28 protein-coding genes are annotated in these 23808 nt (G+C 61.6%); 16 read left to right on the top strand and 12 right to left on the bottom strand.

From position 1 onward, the window contains the following. Positions 1 to 37: 37 nt before the first annotated feature. A complete protein-coding gene (locus V5N47_RS06905) occupies positions 38 to 352 on the bottom strand; it encodes a hypothetical protein (protein WP_338730138.1) in 315 nt (104 codons plus the stop codon). A 139-nt stretch (positions 353 to 491) separates the two neighbouring features. Here V5N47_RS06905 and V5N47_RS06900 point away from each other — a divergent pair, with 139 nt between their 5' ends. The 6 genes from V5N47_RS06900 to V5N47_RS06875 all read left to right on the top strand — a co-directional run bounded on the left by V5N47_RS06900 (position 492) and on the right by V5N47_RS06875 (position 6453). Next, on the top strand, positions 492 to 677 hold the full coding sequence (locus tag V5N47_RS06900) for a hypothetical protein (RefSeq protein WP_338730137.1): 186 nt from the start codon (positions 492 to 494) through the stop codon (positions 675 to 677). Between the two features lie 59 nt (positions 678 to 736). Next, positions 737 to 1411 carry a uracil phosphoribosyltransferase gene (gene upp, locus V5N47_RS06895; RefSeq protein WP_338730136.1) on the top strand — a complete coding sequence of 225 codons (675 nt, stop codon included), beginning with the start codon at positions 737 to 739 and terminating at the stop codon, positions 1409 to 1411. Positions 1412 to 1446: 35 nt separating this feature from the next. After that, complete coding sequence (locus V5N47_RS06890) at positions 1447 to 1656, top strand: hypothetical protein (RefSeq protein WP_338730135.1); 210 nt, start codon at positions 1447 to 1449, stop codon at positions 1654 to 1656. 597 nt (positions 1657 to 2253) lie between these two features. Then, the gene (locus V5N47_RS06885) at positions 2254 to 3225 is read left to right on the top strand and encodes a TAXI family TRAP transporter solute-binding subunit (protein ID WP_338730134.1); all 972 of its coding nucleotides are present in this window, start codon (positions 2254 to 2256) and stop codon (positions 3223 to 3225) included. 51 nt (positions 3226 to 3276) lie between these two features. After that, positions 3277 to 3768: a DUF1850 domain-containing protein gene (locus tag V5N47_RS06880; protein WP_338730133.1), complete on the top strand. Its 492-nt coding sequence runs from the start codon at positions 3277 to 3279 to the stop codon at positions 3766 to 3768. Positions 3769 to 3771: 3 nt separating this feature from the next. Beyond that, positions 3772 to 6453, top strand: a complete 2682-nt coding sequence (locus V5N47_RS06875) for a TRAP transporter fused permease subunit (protein WP_338730132.1) — start codon at positions 3772 to 3774, stop codon at positions 6451 to 6453. A gap of 6 nt (positions 6454 to 6459) precedes the next feature. Here the strand turns inward: V5N47_RS06875 and V5N47_RS06870 are convergent, their stop codons facing one another. From V5N47_RS06870 to V5N47_RS06845, 6 genes are all read right to left on the bottom strand, one after another. Next, complete coding sequence (locus tag V5N47_RS06870) at positions 6460 to 7059, bottom strand: YigZ family protein (RefSeq protein ID WP_338730131.1); 600 nt, start codon at positions 7057 to 7059, stop codon at positions 6460 to 6462. A 222-nt stretch (positions 7060 to 7281) separates the two neighbouring features. After that, entirely contained in the window at positions 7282 to 7812 is a 531-nt protein-coding gene (gene pyrE / locus V5N47_RS06865) for an orotate phosphoribosyltransferase (protein WP_338730130.1), read from the bottom strand. Positions 7813 to 7848: 36 nt separating this feature from the next. Continuing rightward, the gene (locus V5N47_RS06860; protein ID WP_332897418.1) at positions 7849 to 8352 is read right to left on the bottom strand and encodes an ACT domain-containing protein; all 504 of its coding nucleotides are present in this window, start codon (positions 8350 to 8352) and stop codon (positions 7849 to 7851) included. Next, complete coding sequence (gene hisB, locus V5N47_RS06855) at positions 8353 to 8940, bottom strand: imidazoleglycerol-phosphate dehydratase HisB (protein WP_338730129.1); 588 nt, start codon at positions 8938 to 8940, stop codon at positions 8353 to 8355. 48 nt (positions 8941 to 8988) lie between these two features. Continuing rightward, entirely contained in the window at positions 8989 to 9717 is a 729-nt protein-coding gene (gene hisA, locus V5N47_RS06850) for a 1-(5-phosphoribosyl)-5-[(5-phosphoribosylamino)methylideneamino]imidazole-4-carboxamide isomerase (RefSeq protein ID WP_338730128.1), read from the bottom strand. A gap of 53 nt (positions 9718 to 9770) precedes the next feature. Further along, positions 9771 to 10187: a VOC family protein gene (locus tag V5N47_RS06845; RefSeq protein WP_338730127.1), complete on the bottom strand. Its 417-nt coding sequence runs from the start codon at positions 10185 to 10187 to the stop codon at positions 9771 to 9773. Between the two features lie 87 nt (positions 10188 to 10274). Between V5N47_RS06845 and V5N47_RS06840 the strand changes: the two genes are divergently transcribed. From V5N47_RS06840 to hisI, 4 genes are all read left to right on the top strand, one after another. Then, positions 10275 to 11462 (top strand): inorganic phosphate transporter, encoded by a 1188-nt coding sequence (locus V5N47_RS06840; protein WP_338730126.1) that lies wholly within the window; start codon positions 10275 to 10277, stop codon positions 11460 to 11462. 71 nt (positions 11463 to 11533) lie between these two features. Then, on the top strand, positions 11534 to 11923 hold the full coding sequence (gene fer, locus V5N47_RS06835) for a ferredoxin Fer (RefSeq protein ID WP_338730125.1): 390 nt from the start codon (positions 11534 to 11536) through the stop codon (positions 11921 to 11923). A gap of 97 nt (positions 11924 to 12020) precedes the next feature. Then, positions 12021 to 13004, top strand: a complete 984-nt coding sequence (locus V5N47_RS06830; protein ID WP_338730124.1) for a prepilin peptidase — start codon at positions 12021 to 12023, stop codon at positions 13002 to 13004. A gap of 35 nt (positions 13005 to 13039) precedes the next feature. Continuing rightward, positions 13040 to 13399, top strand: a complete 360-nt coding sequence (gene hisI, locus V5N47_RS06825) for a phosphoribosyl-AMP cyclohydrolase (RefSeq protein ID WP_338730123.1) — start codon at positions 13040 to 13042, stop codon at positions 13397 to 13399. On the opposite strand, the gene glmM is transcribed toward hisI, so the two are convergent. After that, the gene (gene glmM, locus V5N47_RS06820) at positions 13393 to 14787 is read right to left on the bottom strand and encodes a phosphoglucosamine mutase (RefSeq protein WP_338730121.1); all 1395 of its coding nucleotides are present in this window, start codon (positions 14785 to 14787) and stop codon (positions 13393 to 13395) included. The genes hisI and glmM overlap by 7 nt on opposite strands. Before the next feature lie 195 nt (positions 14788 to 14982). Between glmM and V5N47_RS06815 the strand changes: the two genes are divergently transcribed. Further along, positions 14983 to 15318, top strand: a complete 336-nt coding sequence (locus V5N47_RS06815) for an EamA family transporter (protein WP_338730120.1) — start codon at positions 14983 to 14985, stop codon at positions 15316 to 15318. 39 nt (positions 15319 to 15357) lie between these two features. Here V5N47_RS06815 and V5N47_RS06810 read toward each other — a convergent pair whose 3' ends face one another. After that, the gene (locus V5N47_RS06810; RefSeq protein ID WP_338730119.1) at positions 15358 to 16686 is read right to left on the bottom strand and encodes a sodium:calcium antiporter; all 1329 of its coding nucleotides are present in this window, start codon (positions 16684 to 16686) and stop codon (positions 15358 to 15360) included. Positions 16687 to 16941: 255 nt separating this feature from the next. Further along, positions 16942 to 17130 carry an HVO_2922 family protein gene (locus V5N47_RS06805; RefSeq protein WP_338730118.1) on the bottom strand — a complete coding sequence of 63 codons (189 nt, stop codon included), beginning with the start codon at positions 17128 to 17130 and terminating at the stop codon, positions 16942 to 16944. 35 nt (positions 17131 to 17165) lie between these two features. Here V5N47_RS06805 and V5N47_RS06800 point away from each other — a divergent pair, with 35 nt between their 5' ends. From V5N47_RS06800 to V5N47_RS06780, 5 genes are all read left to right on the top strand, one after another. Further along, the gene (locus V5N47_RS06800; protein WP_338730117.1) at positions 17166 to 17315 is read left to right on the top strand and encodes a hypothetical protein; all 150 of its coding nucleotides are present in this window, start codon (positions 17166 to 17168) and stop codon (positions 17313 to 17315) included. 45 nt (positions 17316 to 17360) lie between these two features. After that, on the top strand, positions 17361 to 18140 hold the full coding sequence (locus V5N47_RS06795) for a hypothetical protein (protein WP_338730116.1): 780 nt from the start codon (positions 17361 to 17363) through the stop codon (positions 18138 to 18140). Between the two features lie 43 nt (positions 18141 to 18183). Beyond that, on the top strand, positions 18184 to 19038 hold the full coding sequence (locus V5N47_RS06790) for a ribose-phosphate diphosphokinase (RefSeq protein WP_338730115.1): 855 nt from the start codon (positions 18184 to 18186) through the stop codon (positions 19036 to 19038). A 150-nt stretch (positions 19039 to 19188) separates the two neighbouring features. After that, positions 19189 to 19419, top strand: coding sequence for an AbrB/MazE/SpoVT family DNA-binding domain-containing protein (locus V5N47_RS06785; protein WP_338730114.1), 231 nt, complete (start codon positions 19189 to 19191; stop codon positions 19417 to 19419). After that, positions 19420 to 19794: a PIN domain-containing protein gene (locus V5N47_RS06780; protein WP_338730113.1), complete on the top strand. Its 375-nt coding sequence runs from the start codon at positions 19420 to 19422 to the stop codon at positions 19792 to 19794. A gap of 73 nt (positions 19795 to 19867) precedes the next feature. Here the strand turns inward: V5N47_RS06780 and V5N47_RS06775 are convergent, their stop codons facing one another. Both V5N47_RS06775 and ileS read right to left on the bottom strand, forming a co-directional pair. Continuing rightward, positions 19868 to 20368 (bottom strand): hypothetical protein, encoded by a 501-nt coding sequence (locus V5N47_RS06775; RefSeq protein WP_338730112.1) that lies wholly within the window; start codon positions 20366 to 20368, stop codon positions 19868 to 19870. Between the two features lie 165 nt (positions 20369 to 20533). Further along, a complete protein-coding gene (gene ileS / locus V5N47_RS06770) occupies positions 20534 to 23716 on the bottom strand; it encodes an isoleucine--tRNA ligase (protein ID WP_338730111.1) in 3183 nt (1060 codons plus the stop codon). Positions 23717 to 23808 lie beyond the last annotated feature (92 nt).

Genomic DNA, 23808 nt, shown 5'->3' with positions numbered 1-23808 from the left:
AACTCTACCCCGGCTGTCCGGGTCTCGCGCACGGCCGTCAGAGGAACGGGAGACTCAGCAGTACCATCACGAGCAACACGGCGATGACGCCGTAGAAGTGGCGTTCCAACACGACTTGTGCGGGGACTTCGCCCGCGAGTTCGGGGCGCGCCACCCAGACCATCTGGTAGTAGATGACTGCCCCACAGCCGAGAAAGACGAGGATAGACGCGCCAACCGCCGCGTACACGGATGCGCCCAACGAGAGCGCGTACACCGGTCCCGCAGAGAAGATGAGCAGGAACGCCGTGCACAGGACGACGAGAAACGGGACGGGGTCTATTGGTTGGTTGCGACGAGTACGAAGCGCCATACACTATGGTACGTCATAACATACCAAGAATGTATCCTATCGGTCGGTCGTCACGGAACGACCTACAGCCTGCGGTTCGACGCTGTGAGTTGGGTGGGGACACCCGACACTATAAGTTACCGGGACGGCGAGAAAGCCCATGAGTCCGAAGTCACAGGGCGACCCGCGCGTCCTTTTCGTGATGAATCTCGTTCTCTCGGCGCTGTTTGCGACGATGGTTGTCTGGGGTGCGTCGTTCATCGACCTGCTGGCGTTCACGTTCGAGAACGTCGCCACCGCCGCGCTCGTGTTGACCGCGCTCACCTATTTGGTTATCATGCGATAGTGTAGCGTCCGTGGGCCACATCCGGTCATTTATGGCAATCGGCGTTGCCCATACGAACAATGACCATCGAGGACCGCGGCGACGCGCAAGTCGTCACGCACGCACTGGCCAAAGACACGCTGTCGAAACTCAGAGACATCCAGACCTCACAGGTGGCTTTCCGCAAAGGGCTCGTCAAGCTTGGGCGCATCTGTGGCTACGAAATCATCGACGGCGTCATGGAAACCGAATACGTCACCATCCAGACGCCGATGCAGGAGACGACCGGCGAGCGCGTCAAAGGCCTTGATGACGTGGTCATCATCAACGTCCTCCGCGCGGCCACGCCGTTTGTCGAAGGGCTCCTCAAAGCATTCCCACGCGCGAAACAGGGCGTCATCAGCGCCGGCCGCGACGAGGAAGCCGGGATGGTTGACGGCGAATTCCCCATCACGATTGACTACGTGAAACTCCCCGAAATCAAGGAAACGGACACGGTCATCGTCGCAGACCCGATGCTCGCGACGGGTTCGACCATGTGCACCGTCTTAGACCACGTCCTCGAAGACGCGGTTGACCCACAGCACCTCATCGTGCTCTCTGCGGTGAGCGCGCCGCCGGGCCTGCTGCGCGTTGCTGATGCGGTGCCCGAAGCGGACATCCTCACGGTCGCCATCGACGACTACCTCGACGACGACGGCTACATCATCCCCGGCCTCGGTGACGCTGGCGACCGCGCGTTCCGCACCCAGTAATCTAGACTTATATCTTTTCAGCCAGATTTTGTGACATGAGCGACGCTTCTCCCTGTGACGACTGCGGTGACGCCGTGGCCGATGCCCTGACGCGGACCGTCCGACTGAGCGTAGACCGTGCCCAAATCGACGCTCAGCGGCTCTGTCCTGACTGTTTTGCAACGTGGATTGCCCGCTACCAACGTGAGATGCAACCTGACTCTGAAACCGTCGGCGACGGGTCGAGTGAAATCATCATCGACTAACCCGCCTGTTTCGGGTGGAAACCGCCGGACGAGGCTCGACTGTCAGCCACTTGTCTCCGAACGAACTCGACCACTTTCGTCTCTATACTGGTGTATAGTCACACACTGCACCAGTGGGGGCTGGCGATGGCTGTTCACGCGCGTGGTGAACCCTCTTGTTTCGGGTGGAAACCCGCAGATAACGGTCGAATTATCAATGGGAAATCGCTACCGAAACCGACCCCTGTTTTTCTCGTGTGGACTCTATATGTCAGGTATGTGTCCACTCGCTGGGCTGTCGCAATCCGTGAGTTCGGACGATTGAACGGCGGTTTGAGATTGCCAGCCGTCAAAACCGTCCTCACAAGAGACCACTCAGAAATTCGTCTATATAGTTGTGTGTGTCATTTTTTCTAGTCACAAATAAAACAGTAATTGCTACCACATAATGACAATTTCTCGTAGATTTCGGGTGCGTTATGAATCGCCGCTGATACACTGTCTCGGCTTCTCCTCAAATTTATGGTGCCGAATATATTTGCCGAAAAATCTATAGAGGTGAACAAACCGTCAGCGTGAGTGAATAAGCTTTTCATTCAGAGTCGCCATTAGTGCAGTATGGCAGATAGCAATTCCAACCAATCAGCTGGTTCGAACACAAGCCGTCGGACGTTCATGCAGGTGGCTGGTGCCGCAGGTATCGCCGCGCTCGCCGGATGTACCGGTGGCGGTGGCGACACGACGCGTCTCTCGTGGCACGCAGGCGGAACGGGTGGGACGTACTTCCCGCTCTCGAACGAGTTCAAGACCATCGTCGAGGCGAACACTGACTTCACGCTGCAGGTGCAGTCGACCGGTGCGTCCGTCGAGAACGTTGGGTCGCTTCAGTCCGGCGACGCCGACTTCGCGCTCATCCAGAACGACGTTGCCTACTTCGCAAAGAACGGCGAAGGCATCGAAGCGTTCGAGGGCAACCCCGTAGAGAACCTCCGCGGCGTCGCAACGCTCTATCCTGAGACCATCACCGTGGTCACGCTGAAATCGACGGGCATCACCGAGCCCGCAGACCTCGCCGGCAAGACCATCAACACCGGTGACCTCGGCTCCGGGACGCAGGTCAACGCCGTCCAGATTCTCGAAGCCATTGGCGTCACCGACTACGAAGAGCAGAACGCTGGCTTCGCAACCGCTGCAGACCAGCTCCGTAACGGCGACATCGACGCAGCGTTCGTCGTGGGCGGCTGGCCAGTCGGTGCGATTTCCGACCTCGCCGCGAACAACGACATCGAAATCGTCTCGTTCACGGGCGACACCCGCCAGCAGGTGCTCGACGCTGCGCCGTTCTACGCAGAGGACACCATCCCCGGTGGCACGTACCAGGGCGTGAGCGAAGACCGCCAGACGGTCTCCGTTCAGGCAATGATTGCAACGCGTGCCGAGCTCGAAGCCGACACCGTCGAAGGGATTGCCGCCGCAATCTTCGACCACACCGACGATCTCGAAATCAAAAAGGACTTCATCAGCAAGGAGACGGCCCAGGACGGCATGTCCATCGATCTCCACGAGGGCGCAGCAGCCTACTTCGGCTAAGCTCCTGTCCCCTCTCGAAAGCGCACTCGTCTTTGCTGTCTCCTGAGACAAATGTCCCACCACCGATACAAACTCGTGACGCTTGCCGTGCTCGCGCTTGTCTGTAGCGCAGGCCTTGCGACAGCGATTCCGGGCGAGCGCGTCCTTGTTGTCGAGGATGCAGCCACTGGTGAGCAGTTGCTGTCCGTCCCCGTTGCTGAAAACACGACGGTGAACCTGTCGTACACGCATAGCGTCGAAAAGACACCCGTTTACGACATCTACGAGGTTCGTGGCACCCACCTCGAGAACACTGAGATGCGCTTTCAGTCGTACGGCTGGGGGCTCCCTGCTCGGGAGAACGTCCACTCCGAAAACGGCTTTTTCGTGTTCAACCCGACAAACCGCTCCTATGATGAACTTTACGTCAAACCGGGTCGTATCGCCGCTCATCGCCTAACCGTCGGTGAGCAGACGTACGACCTCGTGTCGCTCTCCGATGCCCACTCGGTTCGCATCACTGTCGAGAGCCGCTCCGTGCTTTCGACTGCCCTTTCCCCTTGAATCATGACCGATACCACACAACCGGCTGAACCAGAGGATGTAGACGAGCTATCCGAAGAAGAACAAGAAGAGTTGTTAAAAGAGTTAGAGCGAAAGCGGTCGCTCCGCGGCGTGGCCTCGATTGCGGTCACGATTATCGCACTCGCCTTCTCGACCTATCAGATGTGGCTCGCCGCACGCGGATTCGAGTTCAACGTCACCCTCCCATTTGTGGGCGAAGTCGGGTTTGGCCAGCTTCAGTCGCTGCAGCTGAACGCCATCCACGTCGTGTTTGCCCTCGTGATTGCGTTTCTGTTGTTCCCGCCATCGACCGGCGATGGCTTTGTCTCCGGGCGACTTGCCCGCCTGCACGCGTGGGTAGGTGAGTCTGCGGGCGAAAACAGCGCGATCGCGGGTGTTGCAGACCGCGTGGCTAGCTTTTTGTACTGGTTCATGGGAGACCGGAACATCGACCGCATCACTCCCTACGACCTCGTGTTAGTGCTCCTCGCGGTGCTTGCGGGCCACTACTACCTCACGAACTTCGAAGAAATCCTGAACCTGCGGGCGGTCGGCCTCGCGTCGGGACGCACGCTCGGTGAGGTGTACACGTTCCTCGCCCCGCTTGACGCCCTGCCCGTCATCGGAACCGAGTCGTGGGCGTATCTGCTCGGCATCATCGCCGTCTCACTCGTCTTAGAGGCGACTCGTCGTGCGCTTGGCTTCTACCTCATGGCCATCGTGGGCTTCTTCATCGTCTATGCGAAGTTCGGCTGGCTCATTGCGCCGAACACGCCCGTCATCGGCGTGCTCTCGATTACCGACACGTCGTGGGGGCTCATCATCCGGAATCTCTGGTACACAGACCAAGGCATTCTCGGGGTTCCAGTGCGCGTCTCGCTCGAGTTCATCTACATCTTCATCCTGTTCGGGGCGTTCCTCGAAACCTCGGGGGCAGGCCAGTGGTTCATCGACCTCGCCTACTCCGTGACCGGCAAGCGCAAGGGTGGCCCGGCGAAGGCGTCGATTCTCGCCTCGGGCTTCATGGGAACCATCTCCGGCTCCTCGATTGCGAACACGGTGACGACCGGTGCGTTCACCATCCCGCTGATGAAGCGCTCTGGCTACCGGCCTGAGTTCGCCGGTGCGGTCGAAGCCTCTGCGTCTTCCGGCGGCCAGATTCTCCCGCCCGTCATGGGCGCGGCCGCCTTCCTGATTGTCGAATACACGCTGACGCCGTATCCGGACGTCATTATCGCCGCCGCCATCCCCGCGATTGTGTTCTTCTTCGGCGTCTGGGTGATGGTCCACCTCGAAGCCTCGCGGCTCGACATCGGTGGCGTCGAAGGCGTTGACCTCGTCAACGTCGGTGACCACATGAAACGCGGCTGGTTCTACCTCCTGCCGCTTGGCTTGCTGCTCTACTACCTCATCATCGAGCGCCTCTCAGTGGCCCGCTCTGCGTGGTTCACGCTGCTGGCCATCATGGCGCTCATCGTGGTGGTGGCCGCCTACAACGAACGGACGCGCGTCCCGCTCATCGGTTCCATCGCCGGGCTGTTCGCGCTGCAGTTCGGGGCGTACCTGTTCACGGGAACGGGTATCGTCGGCGCGGCGCTCGGCGAGACGGGGCCTGCCGTGGGTGTCGTCGAAGCGCTGTTCGCCGCTGGCGGCTCGCTCGGCATCATCATGCTCGGGGTGGGCGTTGCGACGTTGCTCGCCCGCCCAAACATCGAAGCGCCGTTGCTCGAATACGACGACCAAGTCGATGACGCAGCAGAGACGGCTGGCCGCGTGCTCAACCGCGAGCGGCTGATGACAAACTCGGCTGCACGATATTTCACCTTCATCCTGAAGGCGATGGACGGCGGTGCGCGGACTGCAACCACCGTCGTTGTGGCGGTCGCCGCCGCAGGCATCATCCCCGGCGTCATCGCTACGTCCGGGCTTGGACCGAACCTGACGGCGCTCATCTTGAACGTCGCAGGCACCTCGTTCGTCCTGCTGCTGATCATCACGGCCATCTCGTGTATCATCCTCGGGATGGGGATGCCGACCACCGTCACCTACATCATTCTGGTGTCGATGCTCGGACCAGCGATGACCTCCTTTGGGATTCCGATTCTCGCGGCTCACCTGTTCATTCTCTACTTCGGCGTCATCGCAGACATCACGCCACCGGTGGCTGTGGCGGCGTACGCCGCATCCGGTGTCGCAAAGTCCGACCCGTTCGAGACAGGTGTCGAAGCGTTCAGCCTCTCGCTGAACAAGGCAATCGTGCCGTTCGCGTTCGTCCTCTCACCGGGCATCTTGCTCATCCGCGGGGTCGGGACGGGCGAAGAAGTCCACGTCATTGGCTTGGCTGACGTGCTCGACCTTGGCTTCTTCATCCCCGAAGTTGTCTTGCCAATCATCGCCGTGTTCATCGGCGTCGTCGGTCTCGGTGCCACGGTCATTGGCTACCTCTACACCGACGTGAGCCGCACGAACCGTGCTCTCTTCGCGCTCTCCGCGCTGTTGCTCATGGCTCCCGGGATGCTCACCGACGTTGTGGACACCATCGCCAACACGGGCGAACTCGGAACCGTCCAACTCGCCCTGCGCGGTGTTGGCCTCGCGATGTTCGTCCTGCTCGTCGTCTCCAACCGTCGCGCCGCCGGCCCTCGCGCTGAGGGTGTGAGCGCGACTTCCGACACGACGGCATAATCTTACTCACTCGATTTTTGCGCGCCCGCTCGTCGCACTCCGAACTCTGTCACGGAGCGCCGCAGCCTCTGAAACTGGGACGCGCACAGAAAAGGAAACGGTAGCCTCGTAGGTCGCGTCGAACTCGTAGCCGGTCGATTCGATGAGGCCGCGAACCGTGCCTGAATCGTCGTATTCGACCGTAATCGACACCTGCTCGTGGGGCAGTTCTTCGTCGATACCCGCCGCCTCAACCGCCTGTTTTGCTGCCTGTGAGTAGGCGCGAACCAGCCCGCCGACGCCGAGGTTCGTCCCGCCGTAGTAGCGCGTAATCACGACGACGACGTTCTCCAACTCTTCGTGTTTGAGGACCGAGAGTGCGGGCTTTCCCGCCGAATTCGTTGGCTCACCGTCGTCGCTCGCCCACTCGCGCAATGGGTCAGCCCGGACCCGGTAGGCAGGCACGTTGTGCGTGGCGTCTGCGTACTCGTCGGAAATTTCGTCGATGAACGCCTCTGCGTCTTCGACGGTTGAGGCGGGCATGGCGTGGCCGATGAACTCAGACCCGCGCACGGAAAAGCGGGCTTCGCCGCGGCCGCGAACGGTGCGATACGGGTCTGTCGTCATGTCACGAGGCTTCGACAGCCGCGCCTATACGCGTTCCGAGAAATGAGAGAAATGAGGGCCAATGCCCCCTCCGGGAGAGAACGTGTGGTTCGATGGTGCCTCTGACTGCGACGGCGTCGACGGGTCGCGTCGTTTCAGTCCGTCGCCATGTGAACCTTCACGGGGCTTCTATTCAATCCATCGACCGAATCTGGGGCTCAGCGGCGTGTTTTGTTACGCGCGTTACTTGCTCACGTCCAAGTCTTCGCCCACGCGGACGATGGCTTCGAGGTCGAACCCACCCTCCTTCAAGTTCTCGACTGCCCCTTGGTTGCGGTCGACGACCACGATGAGCCGGGAGACGGTCGCGCCGAGGTCGTTTTCGACGAACTGGGCGGTTTCGAGAATCGTACCGCCGGTCGTCGTCACGTCTTCGAGCAGCGCAACTGTGTCGCCTTCCTCAATGGTGCCCTCGATGCGGGTGTCCGTGCCGTACCCCTTCGCTTCCTTGCGGATGAACGCGCCCTTGATGCCCGTCTTCATCGTCACTGCCGCGACGAGCGGCACGGCACCCAACTCCGGCCCGGCAATCACGTCGATGTCGCTGCCTTCGAGCATCTCGGCGATTTCTTCGGCGATGGCTTCGAGCACCGCTGGTTGGGTCTCGAAGATGTACTTGTCCACGTAGTACGTCGAGGTCTCGCCGCTCGCCAGTTCGAACTCGCCGTACTTCACAGCGCCACACTCCTCGATAAGAGACGCAATGTCAGCCATTGGGGAATCGACTGCGAGAGGCGGCAAAAACGTTGTCTATTCCAGTTCGATTTTCCGGACGAACGGCAGGCGACGAATCTCGTTTATTAGGTCGCCGGGCAACTCGTCGTCCATGATGATGTAGAGGCGCGGTTCGTCGGTGAACTCCGGGTCTTCGCTGATGGTCTGGCGAATCGAGATGCCGTTGTCCGCGAGCAGGCCGGTCACCGTGGCGACGATGCCCGGTTCGTCCGCGTCCGCGACTTCGACGGTCAGCACGGTCAAATCGAGCACCGGCGCAAGGTCGCGGAGGCTCGGAATCGCCGAGATGTTCTCGAAGATACGCTTGAGTTCCTCGTCTGCGAGAATCGCGTCCGTCGTCGCGTCCACGACCCGGCGGTCGACGTCAATCTCGCGGGCGATGCCCGTGTTCGGGATTTCGATGCCGCCCGAGACGACCCGGCCCTGTTCGTTCACGGAGAAGCCGCGTTCTAAGAGGAGGCGGATGACCGCCTGCTGGCTCGGGCTGCCCTCGAACTTCTGCATAATCTCGTCGAACATTCAGAGCGCACCTTTCGTACTCGGCGTGTCCGTCCGTCGCTCGTCTACGCGCGTCGCGTCGTCGAGGCTCCGGGCGAGGGCTTTGAACAGCGCCTCGACCTCGTGGTGGGCGTTGTCGCCCGTGACGCTCGCGTGGAGCGTCAATCCGGCGTTCATGGCGAGCGACATGGCGAAGTGCTCCGCCATGTGGCTCGTGAACTCCCCGATATAGTCTTGGGAGAACTCGCCGTCGAATTCGAAGTACGGGCGACCCGAGATGTCCACGACCACGGAGGCAACCGCCTCGTCCAGTGGCACCTTGCGGTCTGCGTAGCGCACGATGCCGCGTTTGTCACCGAGGGCTTCGGAGAACGCCTGCCCGAGGGTGATAGCCACGTCCTCTACGGTGTGGTGGTCGTCAATCTCTAAGTCGCCGTCACACCGCACCGTCAGGTCGAACAGCCCGTGGGTTGCGAATGCTTCGAGCATGTGGTCGAAAAAGCCGATGCCCGTGTCCACGACGGACTCGCCCTCGCCGTCTACTCCGAGGGTGACTTCGATGTCCGTCTCGGCCGTTTCGCGCGTGACGGCCGCCGAGCGTTCACTCATAGCAAGAAAAAGAGTGTCCACCTACATGGTGGTTCCGTTTATCCGGGTTTATTCGAGCGCCGCCTGCGCGTCTGCGAGCGTAAAGCGCCCTTCGTACAGCGCACTTCCGACGACGACGGCGTCCGCGCCCGCATCCCGCAGGGCCACCACGTCCTCGATGGTCGCCACGCCACCGCTCGCCACGATCGGAATCTCGACGGCCTCAGCCAGTCGTTTCACCGGCTCTGTCTGGACGCCTTCCAGTCTCCCCTCTACGTCCACGTCGGTGAAGAGAATCGCGCCCGCACCCAGTTCCTCGTAGCGTTTGGCTGCCTCGGCGGGGTCGAGGCCCGTGCCTTCGGTCCAGCCCGACACCACGACTTCGCCGCCTTTCGCGTCGAGCGAGACCATCACGCTGCCCGGATATCGCTCGCTGATTTCCTCGACGATTTCGGGATTCTCGATGGCCGCGGTTCCGAGAATCACGCGGTCAACACCCCGCGAGAGCAGGTCGAACGCGTCTTCGGCAGTTCGAATCCCGCCACCCAACTGCACGTCCACGTCCACGGCGTCGAGAATGGCTTCCACGGCTTTCGCGTTCTGGCGTTCGCCCTCGAACGCGCCGTCTAAGTCAACGAGGTGGAGCGTGCTCGCGCCCGCCGCAATCCACTTTGCTGCGGCTTCCACGGGGTCGCCGTAGGTCTTTTCGGTGCCGCGCTCGCCGCCGACGAGTTGGACGACCTGTCCGGCTTGCATATCGACCGCGGGGATGACGAGAAACTCGGGAAATGCGCTCATTGCCCGGCGTTGGGTCGGCCCGTGCCTAAAGCACTCGGCTTCGGCAGGAACTGCTATTCAGCGTCGTCTTCGTCGGGTTCGACGAGAACCAGCGGGTTGCCGTACAAATCCTCGATGACGGCTTCGAGGCCGAACAGGCGTTCTGCCGGTTGCTGGCGAATCGTCACATTGGCTTCTGCGAGTTGTTCGACCGTGCCCCGACAGTCGTGGACAACGTAGGCCCACGGCGTGCTGTTGCCGATTTGGGCGCGCATTCGCGCGGCGGTCTCCGGGCCGTGGAACTCGTCATGTGGTTTTTCGAGTGCGATTGCCACTTCCGCTTGTGCCCATGGGCTCACCGTGACCCACCGAACGCCCGGTGCGACCTCCGTGTCCTCATGCGGGACGAACCCGAGCGTGTTGGTGTAGAAGTCGAGTGCGTCGTCTTGGTCTTCGACGTAGACCGTGACGAACGCCAACCGTTCTATCATGGCCCACCTTCACCATTCGGCAATAAACCTCCGTTGGCCGATTCCGATGCCGACACGGTTTAACGGCCTCGCCCCCATCGCTCGCACGTGCTTAGCGCGCTGCTCATCGTTGGCTTGCTCGTCGCTGCCTTTGTTGGTTTCAACATCGGTGGCTCCTCTACGGGCGTGGCCTTCGGGCCGGCCGTTGGCAGTCGCGTCATGTCGAAACTCGCCGCCGCCGGGTTGATGACCGGCTTCGCCCTCCTCGGTGGGTGGACCGTCGGCCGCAACGTGGTCGAAACGATGGGTGGCCAAATCGTCCCACAGGACTACTTCACGCTTGCCGCGAGCGTCGCCATCCTGTTTTTCATCGGCCTCGCCCTCCTCATCTCGAACCTGTTTGGCGTGCCAGCCTCGACCTCGATGACCGCGGTCGGCGCGATTGCAGGCCTCGGCGTCGCCACTGGCAGCCTCGACTGGGCCGTGATGGGGCACATCGTTAGTTGGTGGCTCGTCGCGCCCATTCTCGCCTTCTGGGTGTGTGCGGTCATCGGGCGCTATCTCTACCCCTATCTCGACCACTGGTTTGCCTTAGACCGCAGTGACGGCGCGTTCATCGAACTCGACCGTTCGGGGGTCGTCCCCCGCCCGCACTTCGGCGACAACGTGAGCCGCCAGAACGTCATCGGGGGCGTCCTCGTCATCACCATCGGCTGTTACATGGCCTTCTCTGCGGGCGCGTCGAACGTCGCAAACGCCATCGCACCGCTCTACGGCAACGGCGCAATCACGATGAATCAGGGGATTTTGCTCGCCGGGGGAGCCATCGGCCTCGGGGCGTTCACTATTGCCCGGCGTACCCTCGATACCGTTGGCAACGACCTGACCGACCTCCCGATTCTCGCCGCGCTCATCGTCGAAGTCGTGAGCGCGAGCCTGATTACGGGGCTTTCGTACCTCGGCATCCCCGCGAGTCTCGCCGTGAGCGCGACGATGTGCATCATTGGCCTCGGTTGGGGGCGCGCCACGCGGACGGTCACTATCTCGCAAGCCGCGAGCGTCGCGGTCAAAGGACCCAAAGGAGCCGCAGAAGACGGCGGTGTCTCGGTGAGCTCTCTCGCCGCAGAGCGTGAGGATACGGTGCCGAAAATTGGCGAACAGCAACCCGACTCCATCACCGCGAGCGAGCTGTTCGACCCGCAGGCGACGGGGAAGGTCATCATGCTCTGGTTGCTCACGCCAACGCTCGCCGCCGTCGCGTCGTACCTGCTTTTCCGGTTTGCCCCGTTCCTCTGAGCATCGCACCTCAGTTATCGTGACTTCGCAAACAGCAAGGTCTAACAAGCAGGCGACCCAACCGACCTGTGATGCCCACGGTAGAATACCTCAACTACGAAGTACTGGACGACAACGGCTGGGACATTGACGACGACGACCTCTTCGAGAACGCCGCAGACGCCGGTCTCGACGCAGAGGACTACGGTTCCCTCGAAGTCAACCAGGGCGAGTACGTCCTCGAAGCCGCAGAGGCACAGGGCTACGACTGGCCATTCTCGTGCCGTGCCGGTGCCTGTGCAAACTGCGCAGCCATCATCAAAGAAGGTGAACTCGAGATGGACATGCAGCAGATTCTCTCCGACGAAGAAGTCGAGGAGAAAGGCGTCCGCCTGACCTGCATTGGCAGCCCGGCTGCAGACGAGATTAAAATCGTCTACAACGCAAAGCATCTCGACTACCTGCAGAACCGCGTCATCTAAACGCCGCTCTGCAATCTTTTCCGCATCGCTTCAGCCGTGAGCCACAGCACTCGCTGACCACAAACGCTTATCTCGCTTGAGTGTCCGTATTCTGTCAGTGTTCGCTTCGATTCCAGACCTCCTGCGGCTTCTCATCATTCCGGTTCTCGGGTGGGCGGCGTGGCGCGACATCAAGACGCGCCGGGTGCCAAACGCGACGTGGATTCCGCTCGCACTCCTCGCGGTCGCCCTGTTCGCGTGGGACGGCTACGCCGCGTTCACCAGCAGCGCATTTGCCCGCCAACTGTTCCTCGTCCGTGCCGGGCTCAGCGTCGGCCTCGTCATCCCGCTCAGCTACCTGTTCTGGCGCATTGGCGGCTTTGGCGGCGCGGACGCGAAAGCCATGTTCGTCCTCGCCGTCCTGTTCCCGACGTTTCCCGTTTATCGAATCGCAGACACGGTCCTCCCCTACGTCTGGACGCCAATTGGCGTCTTCTCGCTCACCATCCTCACGAACACCGTCATCATCGGCCTCTTTTATCCGGTGGTGCTCACGCTCAGAAACGCCCTCTCTGGTAACGTCTCGAAAGTGATGTTCGTTGGCAGGCCCGTCAGGTGGCAGGGAGTCACCCAGTCGTACGGCCGCCTGCTCGAAACGCCCGCGGGGTTCACCCGCGGCGGCCTCGACATCGACGCCCTGCGAATGTACCTGCGCTATCGCGGGCTTTCGCTCGAAGCCGTCAGAGCCGACCCTGACACCTACCGCGACCCGCGCTCGCTCCCCGCAGAGCCGAATCATCCGGGCGACGGCGCGCTCACCGACGGCGGCGTCGAACTCGAAGCAGGCGAGGAACCCGACCCCGCAGACCCAGAAGCCAACGACCCGTGGGGCGCACAGGCCTTCTTGGACGACATCGACCACTCGGCCTACGGCACGACGCCCGCCCAACTGCGCGAGGGACTCGATTTACTCGTGGACGCAGACGAGGTGTGGATTTCCCCGGGCGTCCCGTTCATCGTCCCACTGTTCGTCGGCCTGCTCGTGGCGCTTACCTACGGCGACGTGCTCTACTCGTTGCTCCAGGCGCTTGGCCTCGCGTGAAAAGACTCAAAGCCACTTCCTCCCTTCTCCCGACTATGATTGACCTCGCGTTCGACGACAACGAGTTGCTCCCCGCCATCGCGCAGGACGACGACACCGGCGAGGTGCTGATGCTCGCCTACGTCACCGAAGAAGCTGTCGCCAAAACCGACGAAACCGGGCTCGCCCACTACTACTCGCGCTCTCGCGACGAACTCTGGAAGAAGGGGGGAACCAGCGGGCACGTCCAGCACGTCTCCGAGATTCGCGTCGATTGTGACGGCGACACGCTGCTCTACCTCGTCCAGCAAGACGGCGGCGGGGCGTGCCACACGGGCTACAAATCCTGTTTTTACCGCACGCTCTCGGGTGAGGTGGTCGGCGAAAAGGCGTTCGACCCGGACGAGGTTTACTGAGCCGCTTCTTCTTTCTCGTCTGCCGTGGCTTCTGCTTTCGCCGCAATCAGCGCGTCGTACATCCCGTCTGCGAGCTCTTGTGCGCGGTGAATGCCGCGGGCTTCGGCGTAGATGCGGATGAGTGGTTCCGTGCCGCTCGGTCGGACGAGCACCCACGCATCGCCGTAATCGAGACGGAAGCCGTCGATGGTCGAAAGCTCCGCAGACGCTTTCTCTGCCTGCTGTTCTGCGGCGTACAGCATCGCGTCGTACTCGGCGTCCGAGTCGTAGTGAATCTTCGTCCGGATGTTTTCGTAGCCCTCGAAGCGTTTTACGACCTCGCTCGCGGTGCTGTCTGTGAGCAGTTCGAGGAACTTCGCGGCGGTGTACGCGCCGTCGCGGGCGAGTCGGTAGTCGGGGAACAACACGCCGCCGTTGCCCTCACCAGCGACCGGGACGTGGACGTCGCCGCGCTGGAGTTCTTCGATGCGCGTGATGATGTTCGTACTGCCAACGGGCGTGAGCTCGAGAGTCGCCCCAATTTCGGTGGTCAAGTCGACGAGGCGCTGGGAGACGTTCACCGCAGAAACAGTGGCGTCTTCGGGCGTGAGTTCGGCCCCTGCGAGTGCGGCGAGCGTTGCGTCGCCTTCGATGTAGCGCCCTTTTTCGTCGTAGAAGATGGCGCGGTCTGCGTCGCCGTCGTGGGCGATGCCGATGTCCGCCTCCGCTGCGCGGACGAGGCGGCCGAGGTCTGCGAGATTTTCGGGGATTGGCTCGGGGTCGCGCCCGGGGAAGAAGCCGTCCGGTTGGGCGTTTACGGTCACGACCTCACAGCCGAGTTCGCGGAAGAAGTCGGGGCTCGTGAGCGAACCCGCCCCGTGGCCCGGGTCGAGCGCGACGGTCAGATTGGCCTCGGCGATTGCCTCGCGGTTAACCGAGTCGAGGAGTTCTTCGACGTAGGCCTCGCGTGCCCCATCGACGACGCGGGTGGTTCCCGTTTCGTCCCACGAAATCTTGTCGAACTTCTCGCCGAGAATGGTTCCTTCGACGCGTTCGAGTTGGTGTCTCGAGAGTTCAACGCCGTCGTCGCCGATGAGTTTGATGCCGTTGTACTCTGGCGGGTTGTGGCTCGCCGTAATCATGAGCGCGGGGACGCCCTCGCGCTCGGCATATGCCTGTAAGCCCGGCGTCGGGATGATACCGAGGCGGTCTACGTTCGCCCCGGTGCTCGCAAGGCCGCTCGCGGCGGCGTCTGCGAGCATGCGTCCGGTGGTTCGTGTGTCTCGGCCCACGGCGACGCGGTCTGCGCTCCAGACCGTTCCAGCGGCCGCGGCGACGCGCAGGGCAAACGAGGGCGTGAGTTCGATGTTCGCCACCCCACGGGTGCCACTCGACCCGAATACTTTCATTGACTGAACTGTAGCACGGGCGGATTGAAAGCCTTGCGACGTTCTCCGGCGGGTGTGTGGCAGTCTCGGGCAGGATTCGACAGCAGCTTGCGAGCGTGGTGATAAACTAGTAGTCGGGATATAAAACGCCGAACAGCTGAGTCCCTCGGCGCCTTGGAGAGAGGTTTGAAGATAGTTCCCCACACGACGTTGGTAATGGCGCTCGGTGGTCTCGGCATCTACGCGACGAGCTTCCTCGCTGGTGAGCGCGCTTCCGATATCGTGTGGACACAGAGCGCGATTGTCTCGCTGCTCTATCTCGGGACGGCCGTCTCCGTCGGCGGCTACGTGCTCTACTTCGAACTCATCCGACGGATTGGGTCGAACCGAACGACCCTGCTTGCGTACTTAGACCCCGTCATCGCGGGCGTCGCTGGCTTTCTACTGTTAGGAGAAGGACTGGAACTGCACACGGTCGCTGGCTTCGTCGTCTGCCTCGGATTTACCATCATCGAACATCGCGCGATTCGAAAGTGGATTTCGTCGCGCTGATTCGCATATCTGACGCTTGGATACTAGAAAAAGCGATTCTCAGTCGTCCGAACTCACCGGAGCGCTGCTCCCGCTTCCGAGCGCCTCACCAACCGTGCCAGCGGTCTGCTGGAGAATGCCGCGGAAGGCCCTCCGCCGGGCGACGAACAGGCCAACGCCGAGGACGATGTAGAGCCCCGTGTAGGCAAGCAGGAGTTCGTAGCTCGAAATCGAGAGCGTGATGGCCTCACGGATGAGCAGGAACTCGATGACGACCTGCGAGACGAACAACACGAGCAGGGCAATCGCTTCGCGCACCGAAATCTCGAAGTTCACGAGCAGCGCGATGGCGAAGAATGACTGGGCTGCGGTCAGCCAGATTTCGCCCGACTGCTTCTGGTCGAATGGGAGCGCGCCGTAGGTGCCAAGCGCGATGGAGTAGACGACCACGAGCGTCCCGATAAGGAGCGTCCACTGGTTGAGTTTCGAGGAGATGAGCGCGTTGAACCCAGCGGTCGAACGCGCCTTGTTCACGAGGTAGGCGACGACGATGAGTTCCGGCGACTCAGAGGCGAGCGGCGCAATCCACTGAATCATGAAGAACGACGGGATGCCAATGGAGGTGCCGAGTTCCTCAAGCCCGTGGGCGAACGGTTCAACGGCGGTGAAAATCATCAAGCCGGAGAACGCGAACAGTGTGATGACCGCCGCGATGCGCTTTCCCTTCGGGAATGTTTGGAGGTAGGCGGGCACGCCCACGTCGTGCTCTTCGGTCTCTATGTCGCCTTTGAGGACGATGAGGATGTAGGCGATGTAGAGGCCAACGAGGAATGCCATGTCGAAGATGTCGATGCCGCCGCCGAGTGGGACGAGGAATGCCCACATCGTCGCGGCGAGCAGGAAAACGATTTCGAGGCCGATGTCGCGGTCGAGTTTCACGACGTCTGTGAGGAAGCCGCTGCGACGCTCGACGGCGGGGTCTTTGTCAGAGCCACTGCGGAAGATAGTGAACAGCGCAATCCCGGCCCAGCCGAGGCCAATGAGGATGCGGTTCGCACCGGTCATGTTCGCCACGGCGAGGTTCCCGGCTTCGATACCGCGTTCGGTGCCCGCAAACACACCTGCGTTCCACGCATAAAGGGCGTCAACCGCGTATTCGGGCGCAACGGCGAGCACCGCCAAGATGGCGATGGCGAACGCCCGGGGCACGTCTTTCTCTGCGGTTTCTGCCCCCCACGCGAGCAGGAAGGACGCGCCGAGGACGGCGAGGCCGCTCACGGCGACGGTCGCCATCGTCGAGAGCGACGGAATCACGCCCAGCCACACCGCGACCCACGGCAGCGTGAGCGCGACGGTTGCTGCGATCGCACCGAGTGCTTGTCGTTTCATCTGTCGATTCGTTCCTCCTCGTCGCCTGCCTTCCACTGGCACGCGGGTGATACGCGTATCATGTCTGTCTCGAGTAGTGTGTCTCGTCCGTGTCGAGGGGCGTCTCGTATATAATCCACAAGCTATCGGTGTTCCTGCCAATTTCAGAAGCGAGCAGCGCTGAACCCCTCGAATTGGTGGTTTTCCGGGTGTTCGCCTGTTCGAGGGGAAGAACCGCTCAAACGGCTGTTTTCTGCGGAATTGGGCATAGATTGCTCAATCGAGTACGTCGATGTTCGCGCGAGCGGCGTTTTTCTTCACGCTCTCAATCCCGCGCTCTGCCCCCTGTTTGGTTTGGTAGCCTTCGCCGCTGTCTGCGATGATGTTGCCGTTCGAGGCGACGAGCCGCCAGCGCCACTCACCTGCGGCGTCTTTGAACAGTTCGAACGTCGGGGTGTTTGCCATACCCGACTATCACACGACCAGTACAAAGAAGCGTGGTGTCTCAGATTCGACACGACACCGCGAGCAGTCGGCGCATGGTCAACTTCGGCCTCGTTCTCGCGGGACTCCTGTTCGCCGGACTGGGCGTACTCGTCCTCCGCGACCCGGCGTTTTTCGCCGTCATGCTCGTCATCATGGCGTTCTGACCCGTTCCACAACCGTTTTCACTGCCGCCGGTTCGTGTGTCAGGTATGCAAAGCCTCGAGGAAAAACGAGTGTTTGGGGAAAAGACGGGCAAGACCGTCGTCCTCGCGGCCACCGACATTGGCGTTGCTGCCGTCTCTCTTGCGGGCGAACAGGTCGGGCAGATAGAACTCTTCGCGCAGTGTACCGCCCGCGACGTAGCGACGAGCGACGAACAGGTGGCGGTCGCCACTGACGAAGACGTACTGCTCCACGACGGTGACGACTTCGAGGGAACCGACTTCGGCCCTGCAACCGCCGTCCGATTCAGCGACGGTGTCCTGCTCGCCGGCGCTCCAGACGGGACGCTCGCGCGCTTCGACGCCGGCTGGACGGTCATCGCGAAACTCGACGCCCGAATCAACGCGATTTCGAGCAACCTCGTCGCCACCGACGCGGGCGTCTGTCAGGTCACCACCGCAGACTGCATCGAAGCCGGCCTCACCTCGGTGCGCGACGTGAGCACCGACGGGACGCCCCACGCCGCCACCGCAGATGGGCTCTACTATCTCGGAAACGGTTGGATGGACGCGCTTTCCGGTGATTTCTCCATGGTCGCCACCGCCGCAGACGGCCGGGCGCACGCCGCCACCGCAGACCAGTTTTACGCCCACAACGACGAGTGGGAACCCGTCTCGCTTCCCGTCTCGGGACAGGTGGCTGATGTAGCCTACGACGCGGCCACCTACGCGGCCACGGTAGACGGAACCTTCCTCCTCGATGCGGGCGACGGCTGGCGCACCTACCCGCTTGGCCTGCGTGACGTGCACGCACTCTGCGTGCTGTAGCGGGACCGAAAATGGGTTGATGCCCTGGGTGTACCCTTCGACTATGATTGTCAGTGGGTCGGCGTCGCAGGCGCTCGCAGCGGCACTCGCAGCCGAGCTGGGCGAACCACTTGCGATGTCCGCGACCGAACACTTCCCGGACGGTGAACTGCTCGCGTCTGTCGGCGACTTCGACGCTGAACGCGCCATCATCGTCTCTTCAACCGTATCGAGCGACGCACACGTCGAACTGCTCCAACTCCAAGACGCCGCCCGCGAAGCCGGGGCGACAGAAATCGTCACCGTCATCCCGTACATGGGCTACGGCCGACAAGACCAGTCGTTCAAACCGGGCCAACCCGTCTCCGCCCGCGCGATGGCCCGCGCTATCTCCACCGGAACCGACCGGGTCATCACCGTCAACCCGCACGAACAACTTCTCTGTGACTTTTTCTCCGTTCCCTGTACCTCCGTGGACGCCGCGCCGCAACTCGCAAACGCCCTGCCCGCAGACCTCGAAAATCCCGTCTTCCTCGCGCCCGACGAGGGAGCCATCGACCTCGCCGCATCCGTGCGCGACGCCCACGGCACAGGCGACACCGACTACTTCGTCAAAAAGCGCCTCTCGGGGAGCGAAGTGGACATCACCCCGAGCGACACCGACGTGTCGGGGCGCGACGTGGTGCTCGTCGACGACATCATCGCCACCGGTTCGACCATGAGCGAGTCCATCGAAATCCTCCAGGGGCGCTCCCCAAATCGCGTCTTCGTCACCTGCGTCCACCCGATGCTCGCCAGTAACGCCCAGACGAAACTCGCGCGCGTCGGCGTCGAAGCGATTTACGGCACGGACACCATCGAACGCGCGGTGAGCAGCGTGACGGTGGCCCCGGCGATTGCCGAGGCGCTCGAAAACTGACGTTTCGGCTCTGTTGAAACCCTCTGAATGTGACCGATTGGCGTGCTGAATATAGAAGGGTATAGTCAGCAAACGGGAGACTCCCCTCCGAGTGGGTAAACAGTCGATTTTTGGGGAATATTCTTATCCCTACCCACCTTATGTGAGCGTATGTCTGAGGCAACGCTGGATGGTCGTGGCCGTCTCACGCTCCCGAAAGAGATCCGAGAGCGATATGGTGACCGCTATCACATCGTCCAACTTCACGACGGTATCAAGTTGATTCCAGTCGAGGATGATCCGCTTTCTGCGCTCCGTTCTGAGTTCGCGGACGTCGAGAAGACAGTGGAAGAACTCCGCCAAGACGCACGTAACGCTGCGCTAGACGCTGCTGGACGCTGAATGTACGCAGAAACAGACTTCCTTCTTGCCCTGATCAAGGACGAAGACTGGCTTGGTGACGCCGCAGAGGCCATATACCGTGACCACCGGGACGAACTGTGGACGTCTCAATTCACACTCATCGAACTCCTCATGGTTGCGTATCGTGAGGGGCGAGACACCGAACGAGTCATCATAAACGCGGCGTCCCTGCTGGAAGTGCGTGGTGACGTGGATACGGTCGTCGCAGCTGCAACCTACGTCGAAGACCACGGATTCACACCTTTCGATGCACTCCATCTCGTGGAATCCGATGGTGACACTATCGTTTCGAGCGACGAGACCTACGAATCGTTTGCTCCACGACTTGACTTGAAGACAGTCCAAGACGAGTGACTGAGTACTGTCAGACGATGTTTGCTGAAGGTAGAGGGTGTAGTCAGCACGGTAAGTTCTCCGCAATCCACTGTTAGAAGGTGGTATTGGTAACCGCCTCAGCGATGAGGAGGTAGCCGAGGATGAGGGGGAGGAGGTGGACAGTGTGGGGGCAGATATAGACACAACGGCCAGCACCGAAGCCGGCACTCACTGCCGGGCCAAGCAGCGTCCAGTCCAGAAATATCTGGAAGTGTTCGACGCCGGAACAGCCGACGCCGGGACAACCGAGTTGTTGGGTAACCGGCAGGGCAGCAAGGCCCACGAGCGCGACCCCACCGACTGCATACCTGGGCCGATCAGACCATACTGCAAAGACAACACCACCGACAAGTGTCAACACCACCCCCAGCAAGAGGGGCGTAACCCGAAGGAACCCAAACAGCAGTATCCTGGCCGAGATCACATCGAGGACACTTTGATATACGTATCCCACAACCAGGAACGTCACCGCCAACCAGACCGCGAGGCCTCGACTTGTCCAGTACCGACGAAGTATCGACTTACCCATTGAACGCGTGTCCTGGAGGGCCATATACGCACCACACACCAGCATTTGATAAGAGTATCCCGCAGGCACGCAGATGGGGTCAAGTTCCGGAGTGACCCGACCGCCTTTGCTGAATATGCGCCCTCTATTCAGCACGGTCTTGAAAAACTATCACCGACTGCGTATTCCAACAGAGCCGATGGTTCTGTTTTAGGCGTCTGCCTTCTCGATTGCGAGCGTCATGGTGACGCCTTCGACGTCCCATTCCTTGCGGTGGCCGTCTTCGACCGCGCCCACGTCGGTGGCGCGAACCTCGTTTGCGATGAGGTCTCGATGCACCGAGACGAGGTCTGCGATGCGCTCGTCTGCGATGTCGTAGTCGAGGCGAATGGAGGCGTCTAAGTCGAGGTCCATCTCCTTTCGCATCTCCTGGACACGGCGGATGACTTCGCGAGCGTAGCCCTCGCTCTCGATATCCTCGGTGAGCGTGGTGTCTACGTACACCGTCCCGTGTGCGCCGCCTTCGAGTGAGAAGGGCGCGGCGCTCGTGCCCTCCGGCGTCTTCGTGACGAAAGTGACCATGTCTTCTTCGAGGGAAATGTCCTCGCCGAGTTGGTCGCTCACGGCGTCTTCGAGCACCGACAGCGACGGCACTTCGATGCGCGCCTCGTTCAGCGCGTTCATGACCTTTCCGGCGTCGCCGCCGAAGGCCGGACCCAAGAGGCTCATGTCGGCTTCCGCGCTGTAGTGGAGTTCGCCCCACGACTCCTCGGGGTCGATGACCTCGATGGTACGGGCGTTCAGGCGGTCTGCGACAAGGGTGGCCTGCGAGCGAACCGCTTCTGCGATGCTGTCGTCACCGGCGTCGACGACGATGCGCGTGACCGGCCAGCGGAGTTTGCGCTCTGCCTGTTGGCGGGCGTTCGACCCGGCCTCTTCGACGGCGCGGACGACTTTCATCTCCCACTCCAACTGCTCGTTGTGGAGGGCTTCGTCGTACTCCGGCCAGTCGCACATGTGGACGGTGTCGTAGCCTTCGTCCCCAGTGAGATTCTGATAGATTTCTTCGGTGATGAACGGCGCGAACGGCGAGAGCAGCGCGACGACCTCCGAGAGGGCGTGATAGAACGTCGTGTACGCCGCCGTCTTCGAGTCGGATTCTGCTTCGTCCCACATGCGCTCGCGGACGACCTGAATGTAGAACCGGGAGACGTCCTCGACGATAAAGTCGATGAGCGTGCCAACGGCACGGTCGTAGCGGAAGTCATCCATCGACGCGGCCATGGTCTGCTTGACCGACTGGAGCCGGGAGAGGAGCCAGCGGTCTTCCTGGTCCAGATTCACGTCTGCGACGGTCTGGGCTTCTGGGTCGAAGCCGTCCATCCGCATGTACGGCAGCGGGAACCGGAAGACGTTCCAGAGGATGTTGAGGTGGCGCTGCATGGTCGCCATCTCGTCCCACGAGAAGCGCATGTCCTCACCCTGTGGGTTCACAGATAGGAGGAACAGGCGCATCGCGTCGGAGCCGTGGCGGTCGATGGCCTCGTGTGGCTCGACGACGTTGCCGACGGATTTCGACATTTTGCGGCCGTCCTTGTCGTTCGCGAAGCCGTGCATGAGCACTTCCTTGTACGGAATCTCACCGAGAGCGGCGGTGCCCATGCCGAGTTGCGACCAGAACCAGCCGCGGGTCTGGTCGTGGGCCTCCATGATGAGGTCTGCCGGCCAGAGCTCTTCGAACTGCTCTGTTTCAGACGGATAGTCGAGCGTGCCCCATGAGGCGACCGAGGAGTCGAGCCACACGTCGAACACGTCGGGGACGCGGTGGGCGTCAGAGCCACACTCTTCACACGACATCGTGAGTGGGTCAACCGCCGGACGATGGAGGTCAACGTCGCTCGGGTCGATGTCCTCGTGGACGCGCGCTGCGAGTTCTTCGCGCGTGCCGATGACGTTCAGGTGCCCACAGGAGGCGTCGTCGCACATCCAGATTGGGATGGGGATGCCCCAGTAGCGCTGGCGCGAGACGTTCCAGTCGCGGGCGTTCTCCACCCAGTCACGGAAGCGGTTGTCGCGGGCCCAGTCTGGGTGCCACTCGGAGTCTTCGATGTTCTCGAGGAGTTCGTCTTTGATGTCGCTGACCGTGATGAACCACTGGTCGGTGGCGAGGAAGACGATGTCCGTGTCACAGCGCCAACAGTGGCCGTATCGGTGGCGGTGTGTGTCCGAAGCGAGGAGCAGGTTCTTCGCTTCCAAGTCGGCGATGACGGTCTCGTTCGCGTCGCGGACGAACTGGCCTTCGTACTTGCCACCCTGTTCGGTGAACGTCCCGTCACCGGCAACTGGGCAGAAGATGTCGAGGCCGAGTTCGTCACCGCGCTCGAAGTCCTCTTGACCGTGGCCGGGTGCGGAGTGGACGAGCCCCGTGCGGTCTGCTTCGACGTAGTCTGCGGTGTACACCTGTCCGGCACCCTCGAAGGAGGCATGGTCAGGCACTTCGTCGGCGAGTGGGTGGTCGTACTCCCAGCCGACCATGTCTGCGCCAGTGACTTCTTCGAGAACCTCGAAGTCGTCGTAGCGGCCCTGCTTGAGCGCGCCTTCGACACACGGCTCTGCCAGATAGAGCACTTCGCTCTCGCCGTCTTTCGTCGCTTTCACGGCCTGATAGGTCATCTCTTCGCCGACCGCGACGAAGGTGTTCGCCGGGATGGTCCACGGCGTGGTCGTCCAGATGACGAGGTAACCCTCGCGGTCGCGGAGGGGGAATTTCACGTAGATAGAGGGCGATTCGATTTCGTCGTACTCCACCTCGGCGTCCGCGATGGCCGTCTCACAGCGTGGACACTGGTTGATGGAACGCTTGCCGAGTTCGACGAGGCCGCGTTCGGCGGCCTGCTTGAAGCCCCACCACGCGGCTTCCATGTACTCGGGGGAAACCGTCCGATACGGGTTGTCCCAGTCCATCCAGACGCCGAAGGACTTGAAGTCGTTCTGGAGGCCTTCTAAGTTGTCGTCTGCGAACTCCTTGCACTCGTCGATGAAGTTCTCGATGCCGAACGCCTCGATGTCTTTCTTGTTCTCGAAGCCGAGTTTCTCCTCGACTTTCGTCTCGATGGGAAGCCCGTGCATGTCGTAGCCGGGGCGGTCAGTGACGTCGTAGCCGCACATTCGCTTGTGGCGGATGGTGGCGTCTTTCAGCGTCTTGTTCCACGTCGTCCCCATGTGGGCGGCCCCAGAGGTGTACGGTGGGCCGTCGACGAAGAAGAACGTCTCAGCCTCCTTTCGGTGCTGTTTCGTCTGCTCGTAGGCGTCGACGTCGTCCCAGTAAGAGAAAACCCGCTCTTCGACGGCGTCGGGGTCGTACTGGTCGTCGACGTCAGCAAACCTGCTCATACAGTGGTGAACCCTCTCAGGCATTAAAGGAGAATCGGTTAGACTGTTCGGCCTGTGGCCCGCTGGATGCCCCGGCCACCCTTCTTCACAAA

The sequence above is a fragment of the Haladaptatus sp. DJG-WS-42 genome, assembly GCF_037198285.1.
GTDB lineage: Archaea > Halobacteriota > Halobacteria > Halobacteriales > Halococcaceae > QDMS2.
Note: the sequence above shows the minus strand (reverse complement) of the source record. Positions and strands in the feature narration are given on the sequence as shown.